Here is a 24,004-nt window from a genome sequence, read left to right as displayed (position 1 = left end):
CAAGATGTTAGTGGAAAACTCCTGCTGAAAATAATATTTTTATTACATAAAAAGAACTTACTTCAACCACAATGAAGTAAGTTCCACCTAAATAATCTCGAATTCAAGATAAAAATTATAGTAAAACGTATGCGCCAGGACCGATTAAAGCTACACCAATTGCAACAGCGATTAACATTAAGTTATATTCATATCCATTTTGAGTTACCCAGTAACCGTTTTTTCCATGAACAGTGAAGATCGCCATTAACATTGTTCCAACGATAAATAATGAACCGATTGCAGTGAAAATACCTGATGCGAATAAGAAACCACCTAATAGTTCAGTTGCGCCAGCCATAAATGCCATAAATACACCAGGGCGTAAACCGATTGATTCCATCCAGCCACCTGTTCCTTTTAAACCGTAACCGCCGAACCAACCAAATAATTTTTGAGCACCATGACCCATGAATGTAATACCTATAATAAGACGAATAATTAGAAGACCGAAATCCATCATTTTTGAAAACCTCCTAAAAGTTATTAACTTACCTTATGTAAGTAATAATAAAATAGTTACTTACTTTAGTCAAGTGGATTTCGGAAAAAGTTTGAAAAAAATTTTACAAATTAACAACAAAAAATAAAATGTAGTAAAGACCTCTAGACAAGTTAGGTAAAAAAAGAGAAAATATAAGTAGAAGTTAACTTCTTATTGTTATTCAGACAATCAGAATTGACTGGAATTTTGTGAGACGCTACAATAAGAGTCTAGTAGTAATGACGTAATTTATTTCGAAAGCGTTTTTACAGTATAATATTCGAAGTATGAAGTCTTACGTTTATTCTGATCTTTAATAGAGATTGCCCTATAAACTTTTAGGTAAATTATAAGGAGGACTATCCTATGTTTAAAAAATTATTCGGTCTTGGTTCAAAAACAAATGAAGAAACAATTGTAGCTCCATTAACTGGAGCGGTGAAAAATATTGAAGAAGTACCAGATCCAGTATTCGCTGGTCGTATGATGGGTGACGGTGTTGCAATCGATCCTACTGAAGGTGTAGTTGTATCTCCAGTTGATGGCGAAATCGTACAATTATTCCACACGAAACATGCAATTGGAATTAAAGCGAAAAACGGTACAGAAATTTTAATCCACGTTGGATTAGAAACTGTAAAAATGGAAGGCGAAGGTTTTGAAGCTCACGTTTCTGAAGGACAAGCTGTAAAAGCTGGAGATAAATTAATCTCATTCGACTTAGAATTAATTCGTGAAAAAGCGAAAAGCACAATTACTCCAATCGTTATTACAAACACAGATGCAGCTGAGTCTATTAAGACAACTGTAGGTGTAACTGCTACAAAAGGTTCAACAGAAGTAATGAAAGTTACAATGAAATAATTATCACATGAAAGGAATCCGTTTCGTATGAAATGGATTCCTTATTTTGTTTTGTAGTCTGTTCCTTATATATGGTAAAATACTTTGGGCACTTGGAAATAGGGTTTCACATATATGTGGATAAGGCGCATTTTTCTTAGAAAAAATATAAGAGAAATGCGCCTTTCGTATATTCACATTTCTTTTGTTCTATTGTAATGTACGCTATGATAAAAGGAAGGAAATAGAGAAAAGGGGTGGGTTTAGATGAAACGAGTATTATTTGTTTGCACTGGAAATACATGCCGTAGTCCGATGGCTGAGGCGTTACTGCGCCATTATGGAGAAGGTAAGTTTGAAGTGCAATCTGCTGGTGTTTTCGCCTATCCTGGAAGTGATGCGTCGGTACATGCAAAGGAAGCTTTAGCTGAAAAGGGAATTGCAATCGATCATGCTTCGCAGCAGGTAAACGAAGCCTTAATTGATTGGGCAGATATTGTAGTAACAATGACGGAAAACCATAAGGAAATTATCCTTGGGCATTATCCAAGTGTTGAAGGGAAAGTAGATACATTATATGGAGTAACTGAGGGGATGAGTAAGGATATTTCAGATCCGTTCGGCGGATCTCTCTCTATTTATAAAGAAACATTAGAAGAGATGGAAAAACTTGTACAAACTTTACTGAAAAAACATTCAGAAGGTTGATGTTTCGTGTATAATACGATATTGGAGATCACTTCGTCCCATTAAAGGGTTAAGTGAGAATGAAGATAATGGATTGAAACTTTGGAGGGGTAAAAATGAAAGTAGTAGTAGCATCTGATCACGGCGGTATGAATATCCGTAAAGAACTTGTAAGTTTATTAGAAGAGTTAAATATTGAATATATTGATTTAGGTTGTGAATGTGAAGCTGGTTCTGTTGATTACCCTGATTTTGCGTTTCCAGCAGCGGAAATGGTAGCAAATGGCGAAGTAGATCGTGGTATTTTAGTTTGTGGGACAGGCATCGGTATGTCAATTGCTGCAAACAAAGTAAATGGTATTCGTTGTGCCTTAGTTCATGATACTTTCAGTGCGAGAGCAACGAGAGAGCATAACGATACAAACATGTTAGCAATGGGCGAGCGTGTAATTGGTGCTGGTCTAGCACGCGACATCGCAAAAATTTGGTTAACAACTGAATTTGAAGGCGGCCGTCACGAAAACCGCGTAGGAAAAATTAAAACATACGAAGCAAAGTAATAGATTCTAACTAGAAGCAGTAGGAAATATAATTTGGTGAACCAACCTGTGAAAGGAAGAGGCGTAATGACAGAAATCGTAAAGGTAAGAGAACAGCTACAAATTTCGCTTTCTGATTTCCAAGAACAAGCTTCATTACAAAGTGGTCAAATTTTTGTAGTGGGGTGTAGTACGAGCGAAGTGCTAGGAGAAAGAATTGGGACATCAGGAACGATGGAAGTAGCAGAGGCGATTTTTTCTGAGTTAAAACAATTTCAAGAACAAACAGGTATTGAGTTGGCGTTTCAATGTTGTGAGCATTTAAACCGTGCTTTAGTAGTTGAGAAAGAGTTGGCGATGAAATATCAATTTGAAATTGTAACAGTTACGCCTGTTAGATCAGCAGGTGGTGCATTAGCAACATATGCTTATCACAATTTGAAGGATCCGGTAGTAATTGAGTTTATTAAAGCAGATGCGGGAATGGATATTGGTGATACATTTATCGGTATGCATTTAAAGCACGTAGCTGTTCCGGTTCGTACTAGTGTGAAGGAAATTGGAAGTGCACATGTAACGATGGCAACAACACGTGGAAAGCTAATTGGTGGAGCACGTGCTGTTTATGCGGCGAAGGAAGAGACTATCACTTGCCGTTAAAGTTATGAATAAGGTATGTTGTCTGACTTTATTATAGAAGAAAGAAAAGACCGATTTTCGGTCTTTTTTTTCTTTTATGATATAGAAAGTCATGTTAGAATGTAGTTGAAAACATGAAGGTTCGAAAGAATTACAACCTGAATTTTCGTTTTTTCTGAATAAATAAGAAAAAACTGTTGGGAATCGATGTAATTCGTTCAGAAAAGGGGGATTTTGGTGGATCATTTAAAACGTCAAGATGAAAAGGTATTTGCTGCAATTGAGGCAGAACTAGGAAGACAGCGTTCGAAGATTGAGTTAATTGCTTCGGAAAACTTCGTAAGTGAAGCAGTAATGGAGGCGCAAGGTTCTGTTTTAACGAATAAGTATGCTGAAGGATATCCTGGGAAACGTTACTATGGTGGTTGTGAACATGTAGACGTAGTAGAAGATATCGCACGTGATCGCGTAAAAGAAATTTTCGGCGCAGAGCACGTAAATGTTCAACCGCATTCTGGTGCACAAGCGAACATGGCAGTATACTTCACGATTTTAGAGCAAGGCGATACAGTACTTGGTATGAATTTATCTCATGGTGGTCACTTAACACACGGAAGCCCTGTTAACTTCAGTGGAGTACAATATAATTTCGTAGAATATGGCGTGGATGCTGAATCTCACCGTATTAATTACGATGATGTATTAGCAAAAGCGAAAGAACATAAACCAAAATTAATCGTTGCAGGTGCAAGTGCATACCCTCGTGTTATCGATTTCAAACGATTCCGTGAGATTGCAGATGAAGTGGGCGCATACTTAATGGTTGATATGGCACATATCGCAGGTTTAGTAGCGGCTGGTTTACATCCAAATCCAGTGCCACATGCACATTTCGTTACAACAACAACACATAAAACATTACGTGGTCCACGTGGTGGTATGATTTTATGTGAAGAGCAATTTGCAAAACAAATTGATAAATCAATCTTCCCTGGTATTCAAGGTGGTCCACTTATGCACGTAATCGCTGCAAAAGCTGTTGCGTTTGGTGAGGCACTTCAAGATGATTTCAAAACATATGCACAAAATATCATTAACAATGCGAACCGCTTAGCTGAAGGTCTTCAAAAAGAAGGACTTACACTTGTTTCTGGTGGAACAGACAATCACTTAATCCTAATTGATGTTCGTAACCTAGAAATCACAGGTAAAGTAGCAGAGCACGTATTAGACGAAGTTGGTATTACAGTGAACAAAAATACAATTCCATTTGAAACAGCAAGCCCATTTGTAACAAGTGGTGTACGTATCGGTACAGCAGCTGTAACATCTCGTGGTTTCGGTTTAGAAGAAATGGATGAAATTGCGTCACTTATTGCTTACACATTAAAAAATCATGAAAATGAAGCTGCATTAGAAGAAGCGCGTAAGCGTGTAGAAGCGTTAACGAGCAAATTCCCAATGTACACAGATCTATAATAGATTGAAGAAGGCTGCTGAGACATAATTGTTTTAGCAGTCTTTTTTGTGGACATATATTGTTCCTTAAGTATGTATACAAATGATGAATAAATTTTGGCGATATAATGAAGGATACAGCTCCCATAATTGGTAAAGATACTAGATAGATTCATCGGAAATCATGACTTTTCCAAATTTGCCCTTGAATATTAGTAGCGTTTTCTTTACAATCGTAAATAGTGTAAAAAAGCGTGCAAACGCATGAATATCATCTAAAGGAGAGATTCACATGGGAAAACTGTATGTATTTGATCACCCGTTAATTCAACATAAGATTACATATATTCGCGACAAGAATACAGGTACGAAAGATTTTCGTGAATTAGTGGACGAAGTAGCAAGCTTAATGGCTTTTGAAATTACTCGCGATCTTCCACTTAAAGACATTGAAATTGAGACTCCTGTAAGCAAAGCGACAACAAAAGTGATCGCTGGTAAAAAACTTGGTTTAATTCCGATTTTACGTGCAGGTTTAGGAATGGTTGATGGAATTCTGAAATTAATTCCAGCAGCAAAAGTAGGACACGTTGGCTTATACCGCGACCCTAAAACATTGCAACCGGTAGAATACTATGTGAAACTTCCAACGGATGTAGAAGAGCGTGACTTTATCGTACTAGATCCGATGCTAGCAACAGGTGGTTCTGCAGCTGAAGCAATTAACTCTCTGAAAAAGCGCGGCGCAAAACAAATTAAATTAATGTGTATCGTTGCAGCTCCAGAAGGAGTAAAAGTAGTACAAGAAGAACATCCTGATGTTGATATTTATGTAGCAGCATTAGATGAGAAATTAAATGACCACGGATATGTAGTACCAGGTCTTGGTGATGCTGGTGACCGTTTATTCGGAACGAAGTAAGACAACTGACGAGCAGGGGGGATTCCTCAGCTCGTCTTTTTTGATGTAAGCAAGTAGGGGAGGGGAGAGGATAAATATACATAGTATATACAACATAAGTTGCATACACATCACATATAATATAGAAGTCTTACGTCTAAAGAGCACTATATTATGGAAGGAAAGCGTTATATCGTAAAAATATAATAGTGACAAACTTGTGAACATTTCCTTCTATTATAAAGAGAAAACTGTTAGAAATTGCATATCTCTAACCAGTATTTAGAAGGGGAACGTTTTCATTTTTGGGAGGAAATGACTAATACTCAAATTTTTTGATTTTTTACGATTTCTCGTTGACACTGTTAATACCCTATTGTATGCTAACAACGGGGATAGATGGTAGGGCTTTCAGTGACAAAAATACATCTATTCCGTGACGAAAATGTAAACTTTTTATTTTGTATAGGATTTATGCAAAAAAATGAGTTATTATTAACACATCGTGAATGAGGGTTACATATTGGAGGGATGAATCCTTGCAAAAAAACGATCGCAGCCATATAAAAGCTTATGCTTTAATGTCAGGTATTCTTGCTCAGTTAGTCGGTTCTATTCTTGTTGGGATCTTTGGTGGGCAGTGGATTGATAATAAGGTTGGAACGTTTCCATTGTTTCTTATTATAGGGTTATTACTCGGATTAGGAACAGGGGTATACGCAATGATTCGACTCATTCGACATTACTATTCGGGAGAGCAATGATGATAGACGTACATGGACTTGTCCAAAGACAAAAGAAATATATGTACTACTTGCTTGCGCTTCTAGTGCTAGGATGGGGATTCACCTCTTACAAGGATGTATTTCTTGGACTGATTATCGGAACGATTTTCAGTTTTCTTAGTTTGCGCATCATTGCACGTAGGACAGACAAGCTGTTGGATCGCGTGACAAATGGAGAAAACGTGAAGTTTAAGGCGACAGCGGTAAGTACATATTCAAGATTCGCCACGATTGGGTTATTAATTTTATTTGCAGCCAAATATCAAGAGTTAATTGCGATGTGGGGCTTAGGTGTAGGATTGCTGACAGGATACCTTGTCATGATCATAGATTTTCTTTATTTAGAGTATAAGAGCAGGGAAGAGAGGTGAATTACTAGTGGAACACGGTAAATTAGTTGAATTTCTAGGTTTAACGTTCGATTTGTCATCAGTTATGATGGTTACTGTAGCAGCAGTTATTGTTTTCTTAATCGCTGTTATCGGAACTCGCAGCTTAGCTCTTCGCCCAACAGGAATGCAAAACTTCATGGAATGGGTGTTTGACTTCGTGAAAGGGATTATCAATAGTACGATGGACTGGAAAACAGGTGGACGTTTCTTAACGCTTGGCGTTACGCTTATCATGTTTATCATCGTATCGAACTTCCTTGGTTTACCATTCATGTATTCAGCAACTGAAGCTGGCGAACATATTGCATGGTGGAGATCACCAACGTCTGATCCAGCAGTTACATTAACATTAGCCGTGATGGTAGTTACCCTCACCCATTATTATGGAATTAAGATGAAGGGTACGAAAGAATACGTAAAAGGTTATTTCCAACCTATGAAATTCTTATTCCCATTAAAGGTTATTGAGGAGTTTGCTAACACATTAACGTTAGGTCTTCGTTTATTTGGTAACATTTATGCAGGTGAGATCTTATTAGGATTACTTGCTAAGCTGGGCGGAGCATCATTCCTTGGAGCATTAGGTGCACTTGTGCCGATGTTAGCATGGATGGGATTCAGTGTATTCGTTGGATCAATCCAAGCATTTATTTTCGTTATGTTAACGATGGTTTATATGGCTCATAAAGTAAGTCATGACCATTAATATAATTTAAGTAAGAAAAAATTTATTTTTTTATAATACAAAGGAGGACAAATTAAATGAGTTTAGGTGTAATCGCAGCTGCAATTGCAATTGGTTTATCAGCATTAGGTGCAGGTATTGGTAACGGTCTTATCGTATCACGTACAATCGAAGGTGTTGCTCGTCAACCAGAATTAAAAGGCGCACTTCAAACAATTATGTTCATCGGGGTTGCTTTAGTTGAGGCACTTCCAATCATCGGTGTAGTTATTGCATTCATCGTAATGAACAAATAAGGGAGACTCCCCTTACATAGATGGCGAAGAGTGTTTTTCCGAACTTTCTTCGCCATTGCTTTATGAACGAAACGTATGTCTTTTTTTTTCATATGATCAATTTAGATATTTTGAAGGGAGTGAATCCTTGTGCCAACTTTATTATTAGGGGCTGCCATTCCATTTGGAACGATTGCTTATACATTGTTCATTTTCTTACTTCTATTAGTAATGCTACGCAAATTCGCGTGGGGTCCTTTAATGGGGATTATGAAAGAACGTGAAGAGCATGTTACTAATGAAATCGACGCTGCAGAAAGAAGTAACGCTGAAGCGAAGAAGTTAGTAGAAGAACAACGTGAAATGTTAAAACAATCACGTGTTGAAGCACAAGAGTTAATCGAAAGAGCGAAAAAACAAGCTGTAGATCAAAAAGATGCTATTGTTGCTGCTGCGAAAGAAGAAGCAGAATCAATTAAAGCATCTGCTGTACAAGAAATTCAACGCGAAAAAGAGCAAGCGATTGCTGCTTTACAAGAACAAGTTGCTTCTTTATCTGTTCAAATTGCTTCTAAAGTAATTGAAAAAGAATTAAAAGAAGAAGATCAAGTGAAGTTAATTCGCGATTATATTAAAGAAGTAGGAGAAGCGCGATGAGCAATGGGATTGTAGCAAAACGTTATGCTGTCGCTCTTTTTAAAATTGCTAAAGAAAAACACGTATTAGAAATGTTTGAAGAGGAATTACGCCTTGTACAAAACGTTTATGTAAAGAACGGAGAACTACATAGCTTTTTAACGCAACCGAACATTTCAAAGGAACAAAAGAAAACGTTTCTTGCAAACGTATTCGGGTCTGTTTCTGAATCTATTTTAAATACGTTATATATTTTAATTGATAACAAGCGCATTGATATCTTACCTGAAATTGCAGATGAATATGTTGTTCTTGCTAATGAAGAACGTAACGTAGCGGACGCAACTGTATATTCTACTCGTCTTCTATCGGAAGAAGAGAAGCTTAACATTGCAGAAGCATTTGCAAAGAGAACAGGAAAAGATGCAATTCGCGTAAAAAATGTTGTAGATGAAGATTTACTAGGCGGCATTAAAGTACGTATTGGAAATCGCATTTATGACGGAAGTTTACAAGGAAAATTAGCACGTATTCAGCGTGAATTAATGAAGAATAGATAGGGGTGAAGCACATGAGCATCAGAGCTGAAGAAATTAGCGCACTGATAAAGCAACAAATCGAGAACTATCAGTCTGAAATCGAAGTTAGTGATGTTGGTACAGTTATCCAAGTTGGTGACGGTATCGCGCGTGCTCATGGTCTTGATAACGTTATGGCTGGTGAACTTGTAGAGTTCTCTAACGGCGTTATGGGACTAGCACAAAATTTAGAGGAAAACAACGTAGGTATTATCATTTTAGGACCTTACACAGAAATCCGTGAAGGTGACGAAGTTCGTCGTACTGGTCGCATCATGCAAGTACCAGTAGGAAAAGAACTAATTGGTCGTGTTGTAAACCCATTAGGTCAACCAGTTGATGGTTTAGGCCCAATCAATACAACAAACACTCGTCCAATCGAAAGTCCAGCACCAGGTGTAATGGATCGTAAATCTGTTCATGAGCCACTTCAAACAGGTATTAAAGCGATTGACGCTCTTGTACCAATTGGCCGTGGTCAACGTGAGTTAATCATCGGTGACCGTCAAACAGGTAAAACAGCAGTTGCGCTTGATACAATCATTAACCAAAAAGATGAAGATATGATTTGTATTTACGTAGCTATCGGACAAAAAGAATCAACTGTACGTAACGTAGTAGAAACACTACGTAAGCATGGTGCATTAGAGTACACAATCGTTGTAACTGCATCTGCTTCTCAACCAGCTCCATTATTATACCTAGCTCCTTACGCTGGTGTAACAATGGGTGAAGAGTTCATGTACAATGGTAAACACGTATTAGTAGTATATGATGACTTATCAAAACAAGCAGCAGCTTACCGTGAGCTGTCATTACTATTACGTCGTCCTCCAGGTCGTGAAGCTTACCCAGGGGATGTATTCTACTTACATTCTCGCTTATTAGAGCGTGCAGCAAAATTAAGTGATGCAAAAGGCGGCGGTTCTTTAACTGCACTACCTTTCATCGAAACACAAGCAGGGGACGTATCAGCTTACATCCCAACAAACGTAATCTCAATTACGGATGGACAAATCTTCTTACAATCTGACCTATTCTTCTCTGGCGTACGTCCAGCGATCGATGCGGGTACTTCTGTATCTCGTGTAGGTGGATCTGCTCAGATTAAAGCAATGAGTAAAGTATCAGGTACACTTCGTCTTGACCTTGCATCTTACCGTGAGTTAGAAGCGTTCGCTCAGTTCGGTTCTGACCTAGATAAAGCAACTCAAGCGAAACTAAACCGTGGTGCTCGTACTGTTGAGGTATTAAAACAAGGATTACACAAACCGTTACGTGTAGAGAAACAAGTTATCATTCTTTACGCTTTAACACGTGGATTCCTAGATGATATCCCAGTAGTAGATATCACTCGTTTCGAAGAAGAATTCCATGCTTGGTTAGATTCTAATGCGACTGACTTATTAGAAGAAATCCGCACAACTAAGAAACTTGCGGATGACGACAAATTTGCAGCAGCAATTAACGGATTTAAAAAAGTATTCGTAGCTTCTGAGTAATAAAAAGTGAAGCCGACTGTTTAGCCCCATCGGCTAAGGTTCTTTCCCACAGAAGGTGATTTTTACCTTCTCGTGGGGAAGGTTCTTAGACGAAAGGGGCTAGGAGGCGGAACTAGATTAATAAAAGCGGAAGCGGCTCGTCCTGAATGTGAGGGGGATGGAGCTTCTGACGAAGAGGCGGTTTTTGCCTCGTAGGAAGAAGTGAAGCCACCGAGCATTCAAGCCGCTGGAGCTAGATAATATATAAAGGCATCTCAATTTCTGAGATTGCTGACGGTTATGTAAAGGAAAAGAGTAGGTGCACCTATTCTTTTCCTTCAATCATGAGCAAGAATATCTTGCAACGTAGATTAGGAAGAGGATTCTTACTAATCGTGCCAACTTCCGGAAAAAAGGTGGTGAAAACCTGTGGCATCTTTACGCGATATAAAAGCGAAGATTAACTCGACAAAGAAAACGAGTCAAATTACGAAAGCGATGGAGATGGTATCTGCATCTAAGTTAAACCGTGCAGAGCAAAATGCTAAATCTTTCGTTCCGTATATGGAAAAGATTCAAGAAGTAGTAGCGAGCATTGCGCAAGGAAGTAAAGGAATTAATCATCCAATGCTAAATGCGCGTCCTGTAAAGCGTACAGGATACATCGTTATTACATCTGATCGCGGACTAGCAGGTGGTTATAACAGTAACGTATTACGTACAGTAAGTAACGTAATTCGTGAACGTCATAATATGGATTCAAACCAATATTCAATTATTGTGCTTGGACGACTAGGACGTGATTATTTAAAACGTCGCGGCTTTAACATCATTGATGAAGTAGTTGGATTATCTGACCACCCATCATTTACTGATATTAAAGACCTTGCTTCTCGAGCAATTGCGATGTTCGCAGATGGTGCTTATGATGAGCTGTATATTTACTACAACCATTACGTAAGTAAAATTTCACAAGAAGTAACGGAAAATAAAATTTTACCGCTTACTGATGTGGCGTCTGATAAACCGACGACAGCTTATGAATTCGAACCTTCTGAAGAAGAAATTTTAAAAGTACTATTGCCACAATACGCAGAAAGCTTAGTGTACGGTGCATTACTAGACGGTAAAGCAAGTGAGCACGCAGCGCGTATGACAGCAATGAAGAGTGCTACAGACAACGCAATGGAAGTTATCGATTCACTTACACTTTCATTCAACCGTGCGCGTCAGGCAGCGATTACGCAAGAAATTACGGAAATCGTTGGTGGAGCAGCAGCGTTAGAATAGTAATAAAAAGCGTAGGCGGCTCTGTCAAAAGAGTCGCGTAAGCTATAAACTAATAAAAAATGAAAAGCTAACTGTTCGTAGAAAGTTGGCTAATTAAAAGAAAGCTAGGAGGGAACCCGATGAATAAAGGGCGCGTTACGCAAATCATGGGTCCGGTTGTAGACGTTAAGTTTGATGGCGGAAAGCTACCAGAAATCTACAACGCCCTTACGGTAAAACAGAGCAACGAAAACGGTGAACTTAACTTAACATTTGAAGTTGCACTTCATTTAGGTGATGATACAGTTCGTACAGTTGCGATGTCTTCCACAGATGGACTTGTTCGTGGCACAGAAGTAGAAGATACTGGTAAAGCAATCTCTGTACCAGTTGGTGATGCAACACTTGGTCGCGTATTTAACGTATTAGGTGATGCTATTGACTTAGATGGTGAGGTTCCTGCGGATGTACGTCGTGATCCAATTCACCGTCAAGCACCTGCATTCGAAGAATTATCTACTAAAGTAGAAATTCTTGAAACTGGTATTAAAGTAGTAGACTTACTTGCTCCTTACATTAAGGGTGGTAAGATCGGCCTATTCGGTGGTGCCGGTGTAGGTAAAACAGTATTAATTCAGGAGTTAATCAACAACATCGCACAAGAGCACGGTGGTATCTCTGTATTCGCTGGTGTAGGTGAGCGTACTCGTGAGGGTAATGACTTATACCACGAAATGAGCGATTCTGGCGTAATTAAGAAAACTGCGATGGTATTCGGACAAATGAACGAGCCACCTGGAGCACGTCAACGTGTTGCATTAACAGGCTTAACAATGGCTGAATATTTCCGTGATGAGCAAGGACAAGACGTACTTCTGTTCATCGATAATATCTTCCGTTTCACGCAAGCAGGTTCTGAAGTATCTGCCCTTCTTGGCCGTATGCCATCTGCGGTAGGTTACCAACCAACACTTGCAACAGAAATGGGTCAATTACAAGAGCGTATTACATCTACAAATAAAGGGTCTATCACGTCTATCCAAGCGGTATATGTACCAGCCGATGACTATACTGACCCAGCACCAGCTACAACGTTCGCTCACTTAGATGCAACAACAAACTTAGAGCGTCGTTTAACACAAATGGGTATTTACCCAGCCGTAGATCCATTAGCATCTACATCTCGTGCACTTTCTCCAGAAATCGTAGGAGAAGAGCATTATGAAGTGGCTCGTCAAGTACAGCAAACTTTACAACGTTACAAAGAGCTTCAAGATATCATTGCTATCTTAGGTATGGATGAGTTATCTGAAGAAGATAAGTTAGTTGTACATCGTGCTCGTCGTATTCAATTCTTCTTATCTCAAAACTTCCACGTAGCGGAGCAGTTTACAGGTCAAAAAGGTTCTTACGTACCTGTAAAAGACACAGTTCGTGGTTTCAAAGAAATTCTAGAAGGAAAATATGATGACCTTCCAGAAGATGCATTCCGCTTAGTTGGTGGCATTGAAGAAGTTATTGAAAACGCGAAGAAAATGATGGCGTAAGGCCTTAGGAGGGACGAAGTATGAAGACATTTCCAGTCAGTATTGTAACTCCTGATGGACCGGTTTACGAAAAAGAAGTAGAAATGGTAAGTGTAAAAGCAGAGAGTGGGGAAATGGGGATTTTACCAGGTCACATTCCAACTGTTGCACCATTAAAAATTAGTGCAGTTCGTCTGAAAAATGGTGGACACACTGATTATGTAGCGGTAAGTGGTGGCTTTATCGAAGTTCGTCCAGATAAAGTAACTGTATTATCATCATCTGCTGAAGAAGCAAACCATATCGATATCCATCGTGCAAATGAAGCGAAGCGTCGTGCTGAGCAACGTCTGCAAGATAAACAAGCACATGTTGACTTTAAACGTGCAGAAATGGCATTACAACGCGCTGTGAACCGTTTAAACGTTTCCGATATGAAATAAAAAAATCCGTAAAGGCAAAGCCTTTACGGATTTTTTTTATGTAGTTAATGGATAATTTTACAAAAATGGTATAATTATATTGGTGCTCGTATAAGTAGAGAATGTACAACAATTTATAAAGGGGATGAATAAATGATCGGTGAAATGAAGCGAGAAGCATTGCACTCTTTAAAAGGAAAATGGGGACTAGGTGTTGGATCAACGATTTTATATCATATTGTAAGTTACGTCGTTTCAATGGCTGTAATGCTTATAGTATTAATTCCAGGAGTTATAATATTTATTTTAGCATCTATTTTAACTGGTTCAATTGAAGAAGAAACAATGGCAATTGGAGCTGCTATTACGTTTGGGGTTTTTTACTGCCTTATGATAATTTTAAGTTATGTGGCTTATGGCATTACCACATATGGTCATACGAATTTGTTTCTACAAATAAGCAAACGAGAAGATGCTAGAGTGGATTATTTATTTGAAGGATTTCGTGGCTTTAAAAGAATGATGAAAACAATGTGGGCTATGCTTGCAATTTTGTTATATACAGGTACATGGGTTCCGATGTTAGGAACGATTGTATTTGGGCTATTAGGTTTTCTTGATGAGAATGCAAATCCATCATTTATAATTGTTTTCTTTATTTTATTAGCTATTTCGTTTATTGTAATGGCTATTTTGTATTTTTCATATTCGATGACATATTATGTGATGGTTGAAAAACCGGAATACAGTGTTTCGCAAGCAATGAAAGAAAGTAAGAATCTGATGAAGGGGCATAAATTAGATCTATTTCTTTTATGGCTAAGCTTTATAGGGTGGGCTATTTTAGCGATTTTTACACTTGGAATAGGTTTTCTATGGCTTAGTCCGTACGTGAGTACAACGACAGCGCATTTTTACCGCTATATTTCAAAGGGTGAATTGCAGTAGGAGTATGCTATACTAATAGAATTATTGTGTATAGGAGGCGAGGCTAAACATGATTAGTGATTTAAAAGGAGAAGCGCTGGATTCATTAGAAGGGAAATGGGGCTTAGCTGTCGGGGCAACATTACTGATTTCGATTCTTATTTCAGCTTTTAGTTTAAGTATTGATTTCATTTTTGCTCAGGTTTGGGATTGGAAAGAAGTAAAAAGCTCACTTTCAGTAGACGTCATTACAATATTGATAGTAGGTCCATTAACGCTAGGTGGTTATTGTTTAGCGCTGCATATTATTCGTGAAAAAGAGGCGCGTATTGGGCATATATTCAGATGGTTTACAGAGGGAAGTAAGTTTATAAAGTCATTTTTATTATATATAGTAGTAAATATTTATCTGTTTTTATGGTTTTTACTATTTATTATTCCAGGCATTATTAAATCATTTTCTTATGCGATGACGTACTTTATCATAAATGATCACCCTGAGTATTCTATAAATCAAGCGATTACAGAAAGCCGTCGTATGATGGATGGACATAAGATGGAGTATTTCATTTTATGTTTGAGTTTTATTGGTTGGTTTATATTAAGTTGTATTACACTCGGGATTGGATTCTTATGGCTAATTCCATATTTTTATACGACGTCAGCAGCTTTTTATGAAGAGATTGCAGAGGAATATTACGAGAAAAAAATTCCGACATTATAAAGTGAGTCGGACACTCTGCGTCGATGAATAGCTTTGTAGTCCGCAAATAGCATGATAAAAACACCCAGTATGAGTTATTGGTTCATACTAGGTGTTTTTTGTAGAAATTTTATAAATTGATGACTAGTAAGTGGTTTACTGAAATAGTAACCTTGCATATATTTACAGTTGTTCTTTTGTAGAAACTTAAGTTGTTTTTCTGTTTCAATTCCTTCAGCAACGACAGATAGGTTTAACGTATTTGCAAGAGAAAGGATAGTGGAAACGATGGCCCTTTCTTCAGGGCGATGATCGGCGAGTTGTGTAAATTCTCTCGGTACTTTTAATGTATCAATAGGGAAAATGGATAAATAAGCAAGAGAAGAATAGCCGGTTCCGAAGTCATCGATGGACGTTTGAATACCATATTCCTTTAATTGTTTTAGCTTTGATAACGTTTCCTTTTCATCGATCATTGCAATTCGTTCTGTTAATTCAAGTGTTACATCTTTTGGATCGACTTTAACGTCTGTTATTATTTGTAAAATGTTCTCGATTAAATTATTTTGCTGGAACTCTTTAGCTGATAAGTTAACACTTATTTTTAAATCTTTGTAGCCAAAAGTATGCCATATTTTTAGCTGACGACAAGATTCATTTAATACCCAATGACCAAGTGGAATGACTTGAGGAGTCTCCTCTACAATTGGAATGAACTCACATGGCGGAATGTCACCAAGGAGTGGGTGTTTCCAGCGTAGTAATGCTTCAGCACCAATAATCTTTTTCGTAGTAATATCAATTTGTGGTTGATAGACAAGATAAAATTCTTCGTTTACTAAAGCGAGTGGTAAATCTTTTTCAATTCGAGCTTTTCGTTCCATTTTTTTATACAATTCTTTCGTGTACAGAGAGCTACCATTTTTTCCTTTATTTTTTGCTTCGTACATGGCCATATCAGCATGCTGTAAAATCGATAATGGATCTTCACCTGCTTCAGGGTATATTGCTATCCCGATGCTCGGTGAGATTTGTAAATGTTGATTTTCAATTTCGAATGGTTCGTTCATGGCTGCTACAATTGTATCAGCTATTTTTTTTACATCTGGCCTCTTTTTATAATTTTCGATTAGGATTGTGAACTCATCTCCAGCTAATCGGGCAAGCTTCATATTTGGTGTCGCTATACTTTCGAGTCTTTTTGCTACTGCAATTAATAGAAGGTCTCCTACCCTATGACCGAGGGTATCGTTAATAACTTTAAAGCGATCTAGGTCAAGAAACATAACAGCAAAAGGCATTTTTGATATTTTGGATCGCGCAATTGCTTGTTCTACATATTGATGAAATGCACGTCGATTTGCAAGCTCTGTTAGTGTATCATGATATGCTAGAAAATTAATTTGTTCTTGTTGTTGTTTGCTTTCCGTAATATCTTTAATCATTAAATAAACTCCAGAAATATGATCCTTTAAAAAGATAGGAACAGCTGTCACATGCAAGTAGTAAATATCTCTATTTTTATGATATGCCCGTATTTCTAAAGAAATAGATTTCCCCTTTTTTACGCGATGAAAGGCATTAACGATTTCTTCCAAATCTTCTTCATACGTAAGTGAATAGTAAGGCTGATTTAATAATTCATTCGTTTGATAACCGAGTAAAGTCGTACCAGCGTTATTCACTTTAAGAAAATTACCGTATAAATCTAATGTGAAGATTGGATCTGGATGATGCTCGTATAAAGATTTAAACATTTGTTGGTTATGATACAGTTCATTTTTTTGTTCTACTAAATCTTCTGTACGCAGTTCAATTTGTTTTTCGAGTTCTGAGTTGAATTGCATTTGGGCTAATAATAATATTTTATTTTGTTTTCGAACTAAACTATGGCGTATGAGAACGAAGGAGAAAGTTATCATAAGCCCAATTACTATAATAGGCGCGAAAACATATTCGACTAATATGAAAACAATAAGCATTACGACAGAAATATAAGGTAATGATAATCTGATCGCTTCCCCAAATTTAGGTGTTAATAGCACTTGTTCTTGTCTTTCAGGTTCTTTTGTATGAAGAATACAGGCGATTGCTACTAGCACTAAAGTTACTTGATAGAGAGGAGTAATTGTAAACATAGAATATTCGGGTGTGAAGTATTTGATATAAGCATAAATCGCATCTGTAGTCGCATACAAAATTAAAGCACTACCAAGGAGCGCACCAACTTTTTTCGGTAATAAGGAAAGTGGTTTGAATAAAAGGTTAATTCCTATGAGGAAAAAGAGTAAATCGGTCATTGGATAAGTAAGTTGAACAAATATGTCGATATAGGATGTTGAAGAAATGTGAATGGTTCTTTCAATAAGTAAGTAGTAACTTAAAGTGAATTGTGCTGTAACAATAATACAAATATCACATATCATAAAAAGCTTTTCTAATAAATCTCGGTTATAAATGATTTCATATAGAAAGGCGAATGCAAAGCTAATTAAAAAAAGTAAATAAAAAAAGTCGGACGGATCAACGAATGTATAGTAGTCCTTTAAAATTAAACGTTGATAGGCAACGACGATATCCCCAATGAAATAAGAGAGAGTTCCAACGCATAATATCGCCCAAAATAAACGAGGTAACCCTTCTTTCATATTTAAAAAATAAAGTATATAACTACAAGCGATAATATCAATGAATAAAGTACTCATTCCAATTAATATTTGAAAGGGAAATGAGTATTCATATAGAAAAGGCATTGCCACGTAATGAATTACTATAGATAGCAATGTAATGCTTATAAGAATACTTACATGTGTTTGTTTTTTCATCTATCTCACCCACGGTATATACATATAAATTCCTCTTTTGTATTTTTTATAGTTTCTTAAAAAACATATATAACCTATATACTTATTTTGCGCAAGTATAGCCAGTTATAAAAACAGATTTTAATAATTCTCGTTTCTGTCCCCAACATATCGACATAGGAATTTGAAGTTTGCTATAATGATTAAAATAGTTGCATTATTTAGAAAAATTTAAAAATAATAATTACTGCAACTAGGACATATTGTTTACTAAGTGAACTTGTTCTTAATTTAGGGGGGAGGGTTTCACAATGGCAAGTGTATATGAAAATAGTTATATGATCGTTTTGATTTTCTTGCTATTAGGTATATTGCTGCCGGTAGTGGCTCTTACATTAGGAAGGATGCTGCGCCCAAATAAACCAAGTGCAGCGAAAGCGACGACGTATGAGAGCGGGATTGAGCCTTTTCATGATGCGAATATTCGGTTTCATGCTCGTTATTATATTTTTGCTTTATTGTTTGTCATCTTTGATGTAGAAACTTTATTTTTATATCCATGGGCTGTTGCATATGACAACCTCGGTTTATTTGCACTGATTGAAATGCTCATCTTTGTTGTAATGTTGCTAGTTGGATTAGCGTATGCTTGGAAAAAGAAGGTGTTACAATGGTTATAAATTTTGAGGAATTACATCCAAATGAGCGAGCGGAATTAGAACGAAATATCTTTTTTTCTACATTGGAACAGTTGAAAGGATGGGCGAGAAGTAATTCTTTATGGCCGATGACATTCGGACTGGCATGCTGTGCAATTGAAATGATGGGAGTAGGTTCATCACATTATGATTTAGATCGATTTGGGTCATTTTTTCGGACTTCACCAAGGCAATCGGACGTTATGATTGTGTCGGGAACGGTAACGAAGAAGATGGCTCCTATTGTTCGGCGCTTATATGACCAAATGCCTGAACCGAAATGGGTTATTGCAATGGGATCTTGTGCGACAGCAGGTGGTCCATATGTAAATTCGTACGCTGTTGTGAAAGGTGTAGATCAAATTGTGCCAGTTGACGTGTATATCCCTGGTTGCCCACCAAATCCTGCAGCTTTAATTTATGGAATTAATAAATTAAAAGAAAAAATTCGTTACGAAGCAAAGACTGGAAAGCAGGTGACGAATAAATGAGTGATCCTAACAAAGACTTAGAGGATTTAAAAAGAGAAGCGGCTAGGCGTGCGAAAGAAGAGGCGAGAAAGCGTCTTGTTGCGAAACATGGTGGGGAAATAAGTAAACTTGAGGAAGAAAATCGCGAAAAAGAGAAAGCGCTACCAAAAAATGACGATATGACTATAGAAGAAGCAAAACGACGTGCAGCCGCGGCGGCAAAAGCAAAAGCGGCGGCGTTAGCGAAACAGAAAAGAGAAGGAATAGAAGAAGTAACGGAAGAGGAAAAGGCCAAAGCGAAGACGAAGGCGGCAGCGGCTGCCAAAGCGAAAGCGGCGGCGTTAGCAAAACAAAAAGGAGAAGGAACAGAAGAAGTAACGGAAGAGGAAAAGGCCAAAGCGAAGGCAGCAGCGGCTGCCAAAGCGAAAGCGGCGGCGTTAGCGAAACAGAAAAGAGAAGGAATAGAAGAAGTAACGGAAGAGGAAAAGGCCAAAGCGAAGGCAGCAGCGGCTGCAAAAGCGAAAGCGGCGGCGTTAGCGAAACAAAAAAGAGAAGGAACAGAAGAAGGAACAGAAGAAGAAAAGGCCAAAGCAAAGGCGAAGGCAGCAGCAGCCGCAAAAGCGAAAGCAGCGGCGTTAGCGAAGCAAAAAAGAGAAGGAACAGAAGAAGTGACGGAAGAAGAAAAGGCCAAGGCGAAAGCGAAGGCAGTCGCCGCCGCGAAAGCAAAAGCAGCGGCGTTAGCGAAGCAGAAAGCATCGCAAGGTAATGGGGATTCGGGGGATGAAAAGGCGAAGGCAATTGCAGCAGCGAAGGCAAAAGCGGCAGCGGCTGCAAGGGCGAAGATGAAGGGTGCTGAAGGTAAGAAGGAAGAAGAGACGAAGCAGGAAGAGCCATCTGTGAATCAACCGTATTTAAATCAGTATGTTGAAGTTATTAAGGGAAAAGTAGGAGAGGATGCTTTAGTAGATTGCTACATTAATAAACTTTCCAAAGATGTACCAACTCTTGTAGTGGAGCCCTCAAAATATTATGAAGTAATGGAGTTACTGCGATTCCATGAGGGACTTGCATTTGATTATATGTCAGAGCTACATGCGACGGATTTTATGACACATATGGAAGTGTATGTTCATTTATTTTCATATGGAAAGAAACAGTCAGTAGCGGTGAAGGTGAAGTTGGATAGGGAAGCACCGCAAGTGGAATCGGTGACAGCGCTTTGGAAAGGGGCAGATTGGCCAGAGCGGGAAGCGTATGATTTGCTTGGTATCGTATTTAAGGGACATCCGAATTTATCACGTATTTTAATGCCTGATGATTGGGTAGGGCACCCGCTTAGGAAAGATTATGAACCGTATGATGTGGAGGTGTAGCTAAATGATCCGTACGGAAGAAATGCTTTTGAATGTAGGTCCTCAGCATCCGAGTACGCACGGTGTGTTCAGGCTCGTTATTAAAATTGACGGGGAAGTTATTAAAGAAGCTACACCGGTTATTGGATATTTGCATCGCGGGACCGAAAAGATTGCAGAGAGCTTACAGTATACGCAAATTATCCCTTATACAGATCGGATGGATTATTTATCGGCTATGACGAATAATTACGTCATTTGCCATGCTGTAGAGACGATGATGGGGCTTGAAATCCCGGAGCGGGCCGAATACTTGCGAGTACTTGCAATGGAGCTTGGAAGGATTGCGAGCCACCTTGTTTGGTGGGGGACAAATCTTCTTGATATAGGAGCGGTTAGCCCGTTTTTGTACGCGTTTCGTGAACGAGAGATGATTATTAATTTATTAAACGAATTATGCGGTGCACGGCTTACTTTTAACTATATGAGAGTTGGCGGTGTAAAGTGGGATGCACCGGATGGTTGGATTGAAAAAGTGGAAGAATTTGTTCCCTATATGAGAGAACAATTGGCAGGGTATCATGATCTTGTTAGCGGCAATGAGATTTTCTTAAATCGTGTAAAAGGCGTTGGTATATATAGCGCGGAGGAAGCGATTTCGTATTCTTTAAGCGGAGCGAATTTGCGGTGCACCGGAGTAAACTGGGATCTTCGCAAGGATGAACCGTACTCCATTTACGACCGTTTTGATTTCGATATTCCTGTTGGGAGCGTGGGGGATGCTTGGGATCGCTACGTTTGCCGCATGAAGGAAATTGAGGAGTCGTTAAAAATTGTCGAGCAAGCAGTCCAGCAGTTCCCGAAAGAAGGAGCAGTACTTGCGAAAGTACCGAAAATTATTAAGGCTCCTAAAGGGGAAGCATTCGTCCGTATAGAGTCGCCGCGAGGAGAGATTGGTTGCTATATTGCTAGTGACGGAAAGAAAGAGCCGTACCGCTTGAAGTTTCGCAGGCCGTCTTTTTACAATTTGCAAATTTTACCGAAGTTATTGAAAGGTGAAAACATCGCCAATTTAATTACGATTTTAGGTGGAGTGGATATTGTACTTGGGGAGGTTGATGGCTAATGATTGAAACGCTCTTACAATCACCTTCTAGCTGGACGAATTTCTTCATTTTTTTCGGATTAGCGGTGCTCCTATTATTTGCAGTCCTTGGCTTCGTTACATATGGTATTTTGGCAGAACGGAAAGTGATGGGTTTTATGCAAGGGCGGATTGGGCCAAACCAAGTCGGGGGCCGGTTTGGTCTGTTGCAAACGGTAGCCGATGTTTTAAAACTATTATTGAAAGAAGATAGTATTCCGAAGGCGGCAGATAAACCGTTGTTTATATTAGCACCTGTCATTGCGTTCGCACCAGCATTTATGGTGCTTGCAGTTATCCCATTTACTGATAAATTTCAGTTCGCGGATATTGGCGTAGGCTTACTGTATTACATTGCTGTTTCTGGCATTACGACGATTGGTGTCGTAACCGGAGGATGGGCATCGAATAATAAATATTCCCTTTTAGGAGGGATGCGTGCAGCGGCGCAAATGATTTCTTATGAAATTCCGCTCGTAATGAGTGTAATTGGGATCGTTTTGTTAGCTGGTAGCTTAAATTTAAATGAAATCGTAGCAGCGCAGGAGAATGTTTGGTACATTTTCGTGCAACCAATCGGTTTCGTCGTATTTTTAATCGCAGCGGTAGCAGAGTTAAATAGGACGCCGTTTGATTTACCAGAAGCTGAGTCGGAGCTTGTTTCTGGATATCATACGGAATACTCAGGGTTTCGCTGGGCGTTTTTCATGCTTTCAGAGTACGTATATTTCTTCGGGATGGCATCTTTAATTACTGTGCTCTTTTTAGGCGGATGGAATCCAGTTATGTTCCTTGGATTCATCCCAGGTGCCGTATGGTTTGCTTTAAAGTTTAGCAGTGTAGTTTTTCTATTAATTTGGTTCCGCGTTACGTTTCCGCGTATAAGAGGTGATCAGTTAATGGAGTTTGGCTGGAAAGTATTATTGCCAATTGCACTTGCAAATATTTTCTTAACGGCATTGATTAAGGAGTTATTCTTCTAATCTATGAAGGGGGTGCCAGTAAGAGATGAAAGGACTATTTAAAGGATTAAAATATACATTAAGCAATTTGAGTAAGAAGAAGGTGACTTATGATTATCCGAATCAACCGTTGCCATTGCCAGATCGTTTTCGAGGGATCCAAAAGTTTTATCCAGAAAAGTGTATCGTTTGTAACCAGTGCTCCAACATTTGTCCGACAGACTGTATTCAGTTAACGGGGAAAAAACATCCGGATCCTACGAAAAAAGGAAAAATTATCGACACGTACGATATTAATTTTGAAATTTGTATTCTTTGTGATTTATGTACAGAAGTTTGTCCGACAGAAGCGATTGTTATGACAAATAACTTTGAACTCGCGGAATATTCACGAGATGACTTATTTAAAAATTTGCAGTGGCTTGATGAAAACGATGAAAACGTCAGGAAGGAGAATAAAGCATGAATGGCGAGTTTATAGCATTCTTTATACTATCCTTATCTGCAATTATCGGCGGCGTTCTTATGTTGAATTTAACGAAAGTCATGCATATGATGCTAGCTCTCGTTCTGACATTTCTCAGCATTGCAGGTTTGTACTTTCTTTTATCAGCTGAATTTATCGGAGTTGCACAAATTTTACTTTACTCGGGTGCGATCACCATTATTATGATTTTTGGCATTATGTTAACGAAACATAATGCAGAAAATGAATCTCGTCTTACTCTTCGAAAATGGATTATCTTCTTTGCGGTTGTAGCATTTGGGGCCGTTATGTATTTCGCTGTTAACAATATTGATTTTGCAAATGAAAGCACACAAGGAAGTTTACCTCTCCATGAAAAAAACACACTTCAAATCGGTACACTTCTCTATTCAAAATATATTATTCCATTTGAGCTAACCTCAGTTATTTTACTTGTAGCACTTGTTGGCGCAATTATTCTTGCGAAGAAGGATGAGAAAGAGGAGGATTCCAATGAGTAGCGTACCTGCTTCTGCGTATTTAACGCTTGCGATTATTTTATTTTGCATCGGTTTGTTTGGAGCTTTAACGAAGCGAAATACGGTGATTGTATTAGTTTGTATTGAATTAATGCTGAACGCAGCCAATTTAAACTTAGTAGCGTTTAGTAAATTAGGTTTGTTCCCAAATGTAACAGGGCAAATTTTCTCTCTGTTTACGATGGCTGTAGCAGCAGCGGAGGCGGCGGTAGGACTCGCCATTTTAATTGCTTTATATCGTAATCGTACGACAGTTCATGTAGATGAAATGGATACGCTCAAAGGATAACATTGTGACCG

The 24,004-nt window shown here is 38.4% G+C and carries 29 protein-coding genes; 27 read left to right on the top strand and 2 right to left on the bottom strand.

Translation table 11 applies throughout. The features are described 5' to 3' along the window. Positions 1 to 115: 115 nt before the first annotated feature. Complete coding sequence (locus NLJ82_RS26250; protein WP_000968618.1) at positions 116 to 502, bottom strand: DoxX family protein; 387 nt, start codon at positions 500 to 502, stop codon at positions 116 to 118. A 387-nt stretch (positions 503 to 889) separates the two neighbouring features. Between NLJ82_RS26250 and NLJ82_RS26245 the strand changes: the two genes are divergently transcribed. From NLJ82_RS26245 to NLJ82_RS26155, 19 genes are all read left to right on the top strand, one after another. Then, positions 890 to 1,387, top strand: coding sequence for a PTS sugar transporter subunit IIA (locus NLJ82_RS26245; protein WP_000473666.1), 498 nt, complete (start codon positions 890 to 892; stop codon positions 1,385 to 1,387). A 246-nt stretch (positions 1,388 to 1,633) separates the two neighbouring features. Continuing rightward, positions 1,634 to 2,074 (top strand): low molecular weight protein arginine phosphatase, encoded by a 441-nt coding sequence (locus NLJ82_RS26240; protein ID WP_000832384.1) that lies wholly within the window; start codon positions 1,634 to 1,636, stop codon positions 2,072 to 2,074. Positions 2,075 to 2,169: 95 nt separating this feature from the next. Then, positions 2,170 to 2,613, top strand: a complete 444-nt coding sequence (gene rpiB, locus NLJ82_RS26235) for a ribose 5-phosphate isomerase B (protein ID WP_000869919.1) — start codon at positions 2,170 to 2,172, stop codon at positions 2,611 to 2,613. A 66-nt stretch (positions 2,614 to 2,679) separates the two neighbouring features. Further along, positions 2,680 to 3,252: a TIGR01440 family protein gene (locus tag NLJ82_RS26230; RefSeq protein ID WP_000136362.1), complete on the top strand. Its 573-nt coding sequence runs from the start codon at positions 2,680 to 2,682 to the stop codon at positions 3,250 to 3,252. Positions 3,253 to 3,468: 216 nt separating this feature from the next. Next, on the top strand, positions 3,469 to 4,710 hold the full coding sequence (glyA, locus tag NLJ82_RS26225; RefSeq protein ID WP_000349818.1) for a serine hydroxymethyltransferase: 1,242 nt from the start codon (positions 3,469 to 3,471) through the stop codon (positions 4,708 to 4,710). A gap of 271 nt (positions 4,711 to 4,981) precedes the next feature. Beyond that, a complete protein-coding gene (gene upp, locus NLJ82_RS26220; protein ID WP_000517539.1) occupies positions 4,982 to 5,611 on the top strand; it encodes a uracil phosphoribosyltransferase in 630 nt (209 codons plus the stop codon). 378 nt (positions 5,612 to 5,989) lie between these two features. Then, positions 5,990 to 6,103, top strand: a complete 114-nt coding sequence (locus NLJ82_RS26215; RefSeq protein WP_000232961.1) for a DUF4024 domain-containing protein — start codon at positions 5,990 to 5,992, stop codon at positions 6,101 to 6,103. A 26-nt stretch (positions 6,104 to 6,129) separates the two neighbouring features. Then, positions 6,130 to 6,354, top strand: coding sequence for an AtpZ/AtpI family protein (locus tag NLJ82_RS26210; protein WP_001171223.1), 225 nt, complete (start codon positions 6,130 to 6,132; stop codon positions 6,352 to 6,354). Beyond that, entirely contained in the window at positions 6,354 to 6,746 is a 393-nt protein-coding gene (locus NLJ82_RS26205) for an ATP synthase subunit I (RefSeq protein ID WP_000567600.1), read from the top strand. Before NLJ82_RS26210 ends, NLJ82_RS26205 begins: the two co-directional genes overlap by 1 nt. 7 nt (positions 6,747 to 6,753) lie before the next feature. Continuing rightward, complete coding sequence (gene atpB / locus NLJ82_RS26200) at positions 6,754 to 7,473, top strand: F0F1 ATP synthase subunit A (protein ID WP_000399870.1); 720 nt, start codon at positions 6,754 to 6,756, stop codon at positions 7,471 to 7,473. A 56-nt stretch (positions 7,474 to 7,529) separates the two neighbouring features. Continuing rightward, positions 7,530 to 7,748, top strand: a complete 219-nt coding sequence (gene atpE, locus NLJ82_RS26195) for a F0F1 ATP synthase subunit C (RefSeq protein WP_000052064.1) — start codon at positions 7,530 to 7,532, stop codon at positions 7,746 to 7,748. Positions 7,749 to 7,877: 129 nt separating this feature from the next. Next, positions 7,878 to 8,384, top strand: a complete 507-nt coding sequence (gene atpF, locus NLJ82_RS26190; protein ID WP_001142617.1) for a F0F1 ATP synthase subunit B — start codon at positions 7,878 to 7,880, stop codon at positions 8,382 to 8,384. Further along, entirely contained in the window at positions 8,381 to 8,923 is a 543-nt protein-coding gene (atpH, locus tag NLJ82_RS26185) for a F0F1 ATP synthase subunit delta (protein ID WP_000064683.1), read from the top strand. The genes atpF and atpH overlap by 4 nt, the downstream gene beginning before the upstream one ends. 11 nt (positions 8,924 to 8,934) lie before the next feature. Beyond that, positions 8,935 to 10,443: a F0F1 ATP synthase subunit alpha gene (atpA, locus tag NLJ82_RS26180; protein WP_000027518.1), complete on the top strand. Its 1,509-nt coding sequence runs from the start codon at positions 8,935 to 8,937 to the stop codon at positions 10,441 to 10,443. Positions 10,444 to 10,851: 408 nt separating this feature from the next. Beyond that, complete coding sequence (gene atpG / locus NLJ82_RS26175; protein WP_000157696.1) at positions 10,852 to 11,712, top strand: F0F1 ATP synthase subunit gamma; 861 nt, start codon at positions 10,852 to 10,854, stop codon at positions 11,710 to 11,712. A 119-nt stretch (positions 11,713 to 11,831) separates the two neighbouring features. Next, a complete protein-coding gene (gene atpD, locus NLJ82_RS26170) occupies positions 11,832 to 13,238 on the top strand; it encodes a F0F1 ATP synthase subunit beta (RefSeq protein ID WP_001032591.1) in 1,407 nt (468 codons plus the stop codon). A 20-nt stretch (positions 13,239 to 13,258) separates the two neighbouring features. Further along, the gene (atpC, locus tag NLJ82_RS26165; RefSeq protein WP_000847211.1) at positions 13,259 to 13,660 is read left to right on the top strand and encodes a F0F1 ATP synthase subunit epsilon; all 402 of its coding nucleotides are present in this window, start codon (positions 13,259 to 13,261) and stop codon (positions 13,658 to 13,660) included. Between the two features lie 132 nt (positions 13,661 to 13,792). Next, entirely contained in the window at positions 13,793 to 14,587 is a 795-nt protein-coding gene (locus NLJ82_RS26160) for a DUF975 family protein (RefSeq protein WP_000578801.1), read from the top strand. A gap of 49 nt (positions 14,588 to 14,636) precedes the next feature. After that, positions 14,637 to 15,290 (top strand): DUF975 family protein, encoded by a 654-nt coding sequence (locus NLJ82_RS26155; protein WP_000622456.1) that lies wholly within the window; start codon positions 14,637 to 14,639, stop codon positions 15,288 to 15,290. 74 nt (positions 15,291 to 15,364) lie between these two features. On the opposite strand, the gene NLJ82_RS26150 is transcribed toward NLJ82_RS26155, so the two are convergent. Further along, a complete protein-coding gene (locus NLJ82_RS26150; RefSeq protein WP_000744981.1) occupies positions 15,365 to 18,094 on the bottom strand; it encodes a putative bifunctional diguanylate cyclase/phosphodiesterase in 2,730 nt (909 codons plus the stop codon). Positions 18,095 to 18,384: 290 nt separating this feature from the next. Here NLJ82_RS26150 and nuoA point away from each other — a divergent pair, with 290 nt between their 5' ends. Genes nuoA through nuoK form a run of 8 tightly spaced genes read left to right on the top strand, consistent with a single transcriptional unit; the run spans position 18,385 to position 23,993 of the window. Next, positions 18,385 to 18,753, top strand: a complete 369-nt coding sequence (gene nuoA, locus NLJ82_RS26145; RefSeq protein WP_000179275.1) for an NADH-quinone oxidoreductase subunit NuoA — start codon at positions 18,385 to 18,387, stop codon at positions 18,751 to 18,753. Then, entirely contained in the window at positions 18,744 to 19,262 is a 519-nt protein-coding gene (gene nuoB / locus NLJ82_RS26140) for an NADH-quinone oxidoreductase subunit NuoB (protein ID WP_000236331.1), read from the top strand. Before nuoA ends, nuoB begins: the two co-directional genes overlap by 10 nt. Then, positions 19,259 to 20,614 (top strand): NADH-quinone oxidoreductase subunit C, encoded by a 1,356-nt coding sequence (locus NLJ82_RS26135; RefSeq protein ID WP_001283192.1) that lies wholly within the window; start codon positions 19,259 to 19,261, stop codon positions 20,612 to 20,614. The genes nuoB and NLJ82_RS26135 overlap by 4 nt, the downstream gene beginning before the upstream one ends. A gap of 4 nt (positions 20,615 to 20,618) precedes the next feature. Then, positions 20,619 to 21,719 carry an NADH-quinone oxidoreductase subunit NuoD gene (gene nuoD / locus NLJ82_RS26130; protein WP_000621465.1) on the top strand — a complete coding sequence of 367 codons (1,101 nt, stop codon included), beginning with the start codon at positions 20,619 to 20,621 and terminating at the stop codon, positions 21,717 to 21,719. Further along, on the top strand, positions 21,719 to 22,720 hold the full coding sequence (nuoH, locus tag NLJ82_RS26125) for an NADH-quinone oxidoreductase subunit NuoH (protein ID WP_000573430.1): 1,002 nt from the start codon (positions 21,719 to 21,721) through the stop codon (positions 22,718 to 22,720). The genes nuoD and nuoH overlap by 1 nt, the downstream gene beginning before the upstream one ends. Positions 22,721 to 22,745: 25 nt before the next feature. Then, complete coding sequence (gene nuoI, locus NLJ82_RS26120) at positions 22,746 to 23,165, top strand: NADH-quinone oxidoreductase subunit NuoI (RefSeq protein WP_000677191.1); 420 nt, start codon at positions 22,746 to 22,748, stop codon at positions 23,163 to 23,165. After that, positions 23,162 to 23,686: an NADH-quinone oxidoreductase subunit J gene (locus tag NLJ82_RS26115; RefSeq protein WP_001012803.1), complete on the top strand. Its 525-nt coding sequence runs from the start codon at positions 23,162 to 23,164 to the stop codon at positions 23,684 to 23,686. Before nuoI ends, NLJ82_RS26115 begins: the two co-directional genes overlap by 4 nt. Next, positions 23,679 to 23,993 (top strand): NADH-quinone oxidoreductase subunit NuoK, encoded by a 315-nt coding sequence (gene nuoK, locus NLJ82_RS26110; RefSeq protein WP_000100082.1) that lies wholly within the window; start codon positions 23,679 to 23,681, stop codon positions 23,991 to 23,993. The genes NLJ82_RS26115 and nuoK overlap by 8 nt, the downstream gene beginning before the upstream one ends. Positions 23,994 to 24,004 lie beyond the last annotated feature (11 nt).

Origin of the sequence: Bacillus paranthracis (genome assembly GCF_024296885.1) — a bacterium.
Taxonomy (GTDB): Bacteria; Bacillota; Bacilli; order Bacillales; family Bacillaceae_G; genus Bacillus_A; species Bacillus_A paranthracis.
The sequence above is the reverse complement of the archived record's forward strand: the minus strand, read 5'-3'. Positions and strand labels throughout refer to the sequence as shown.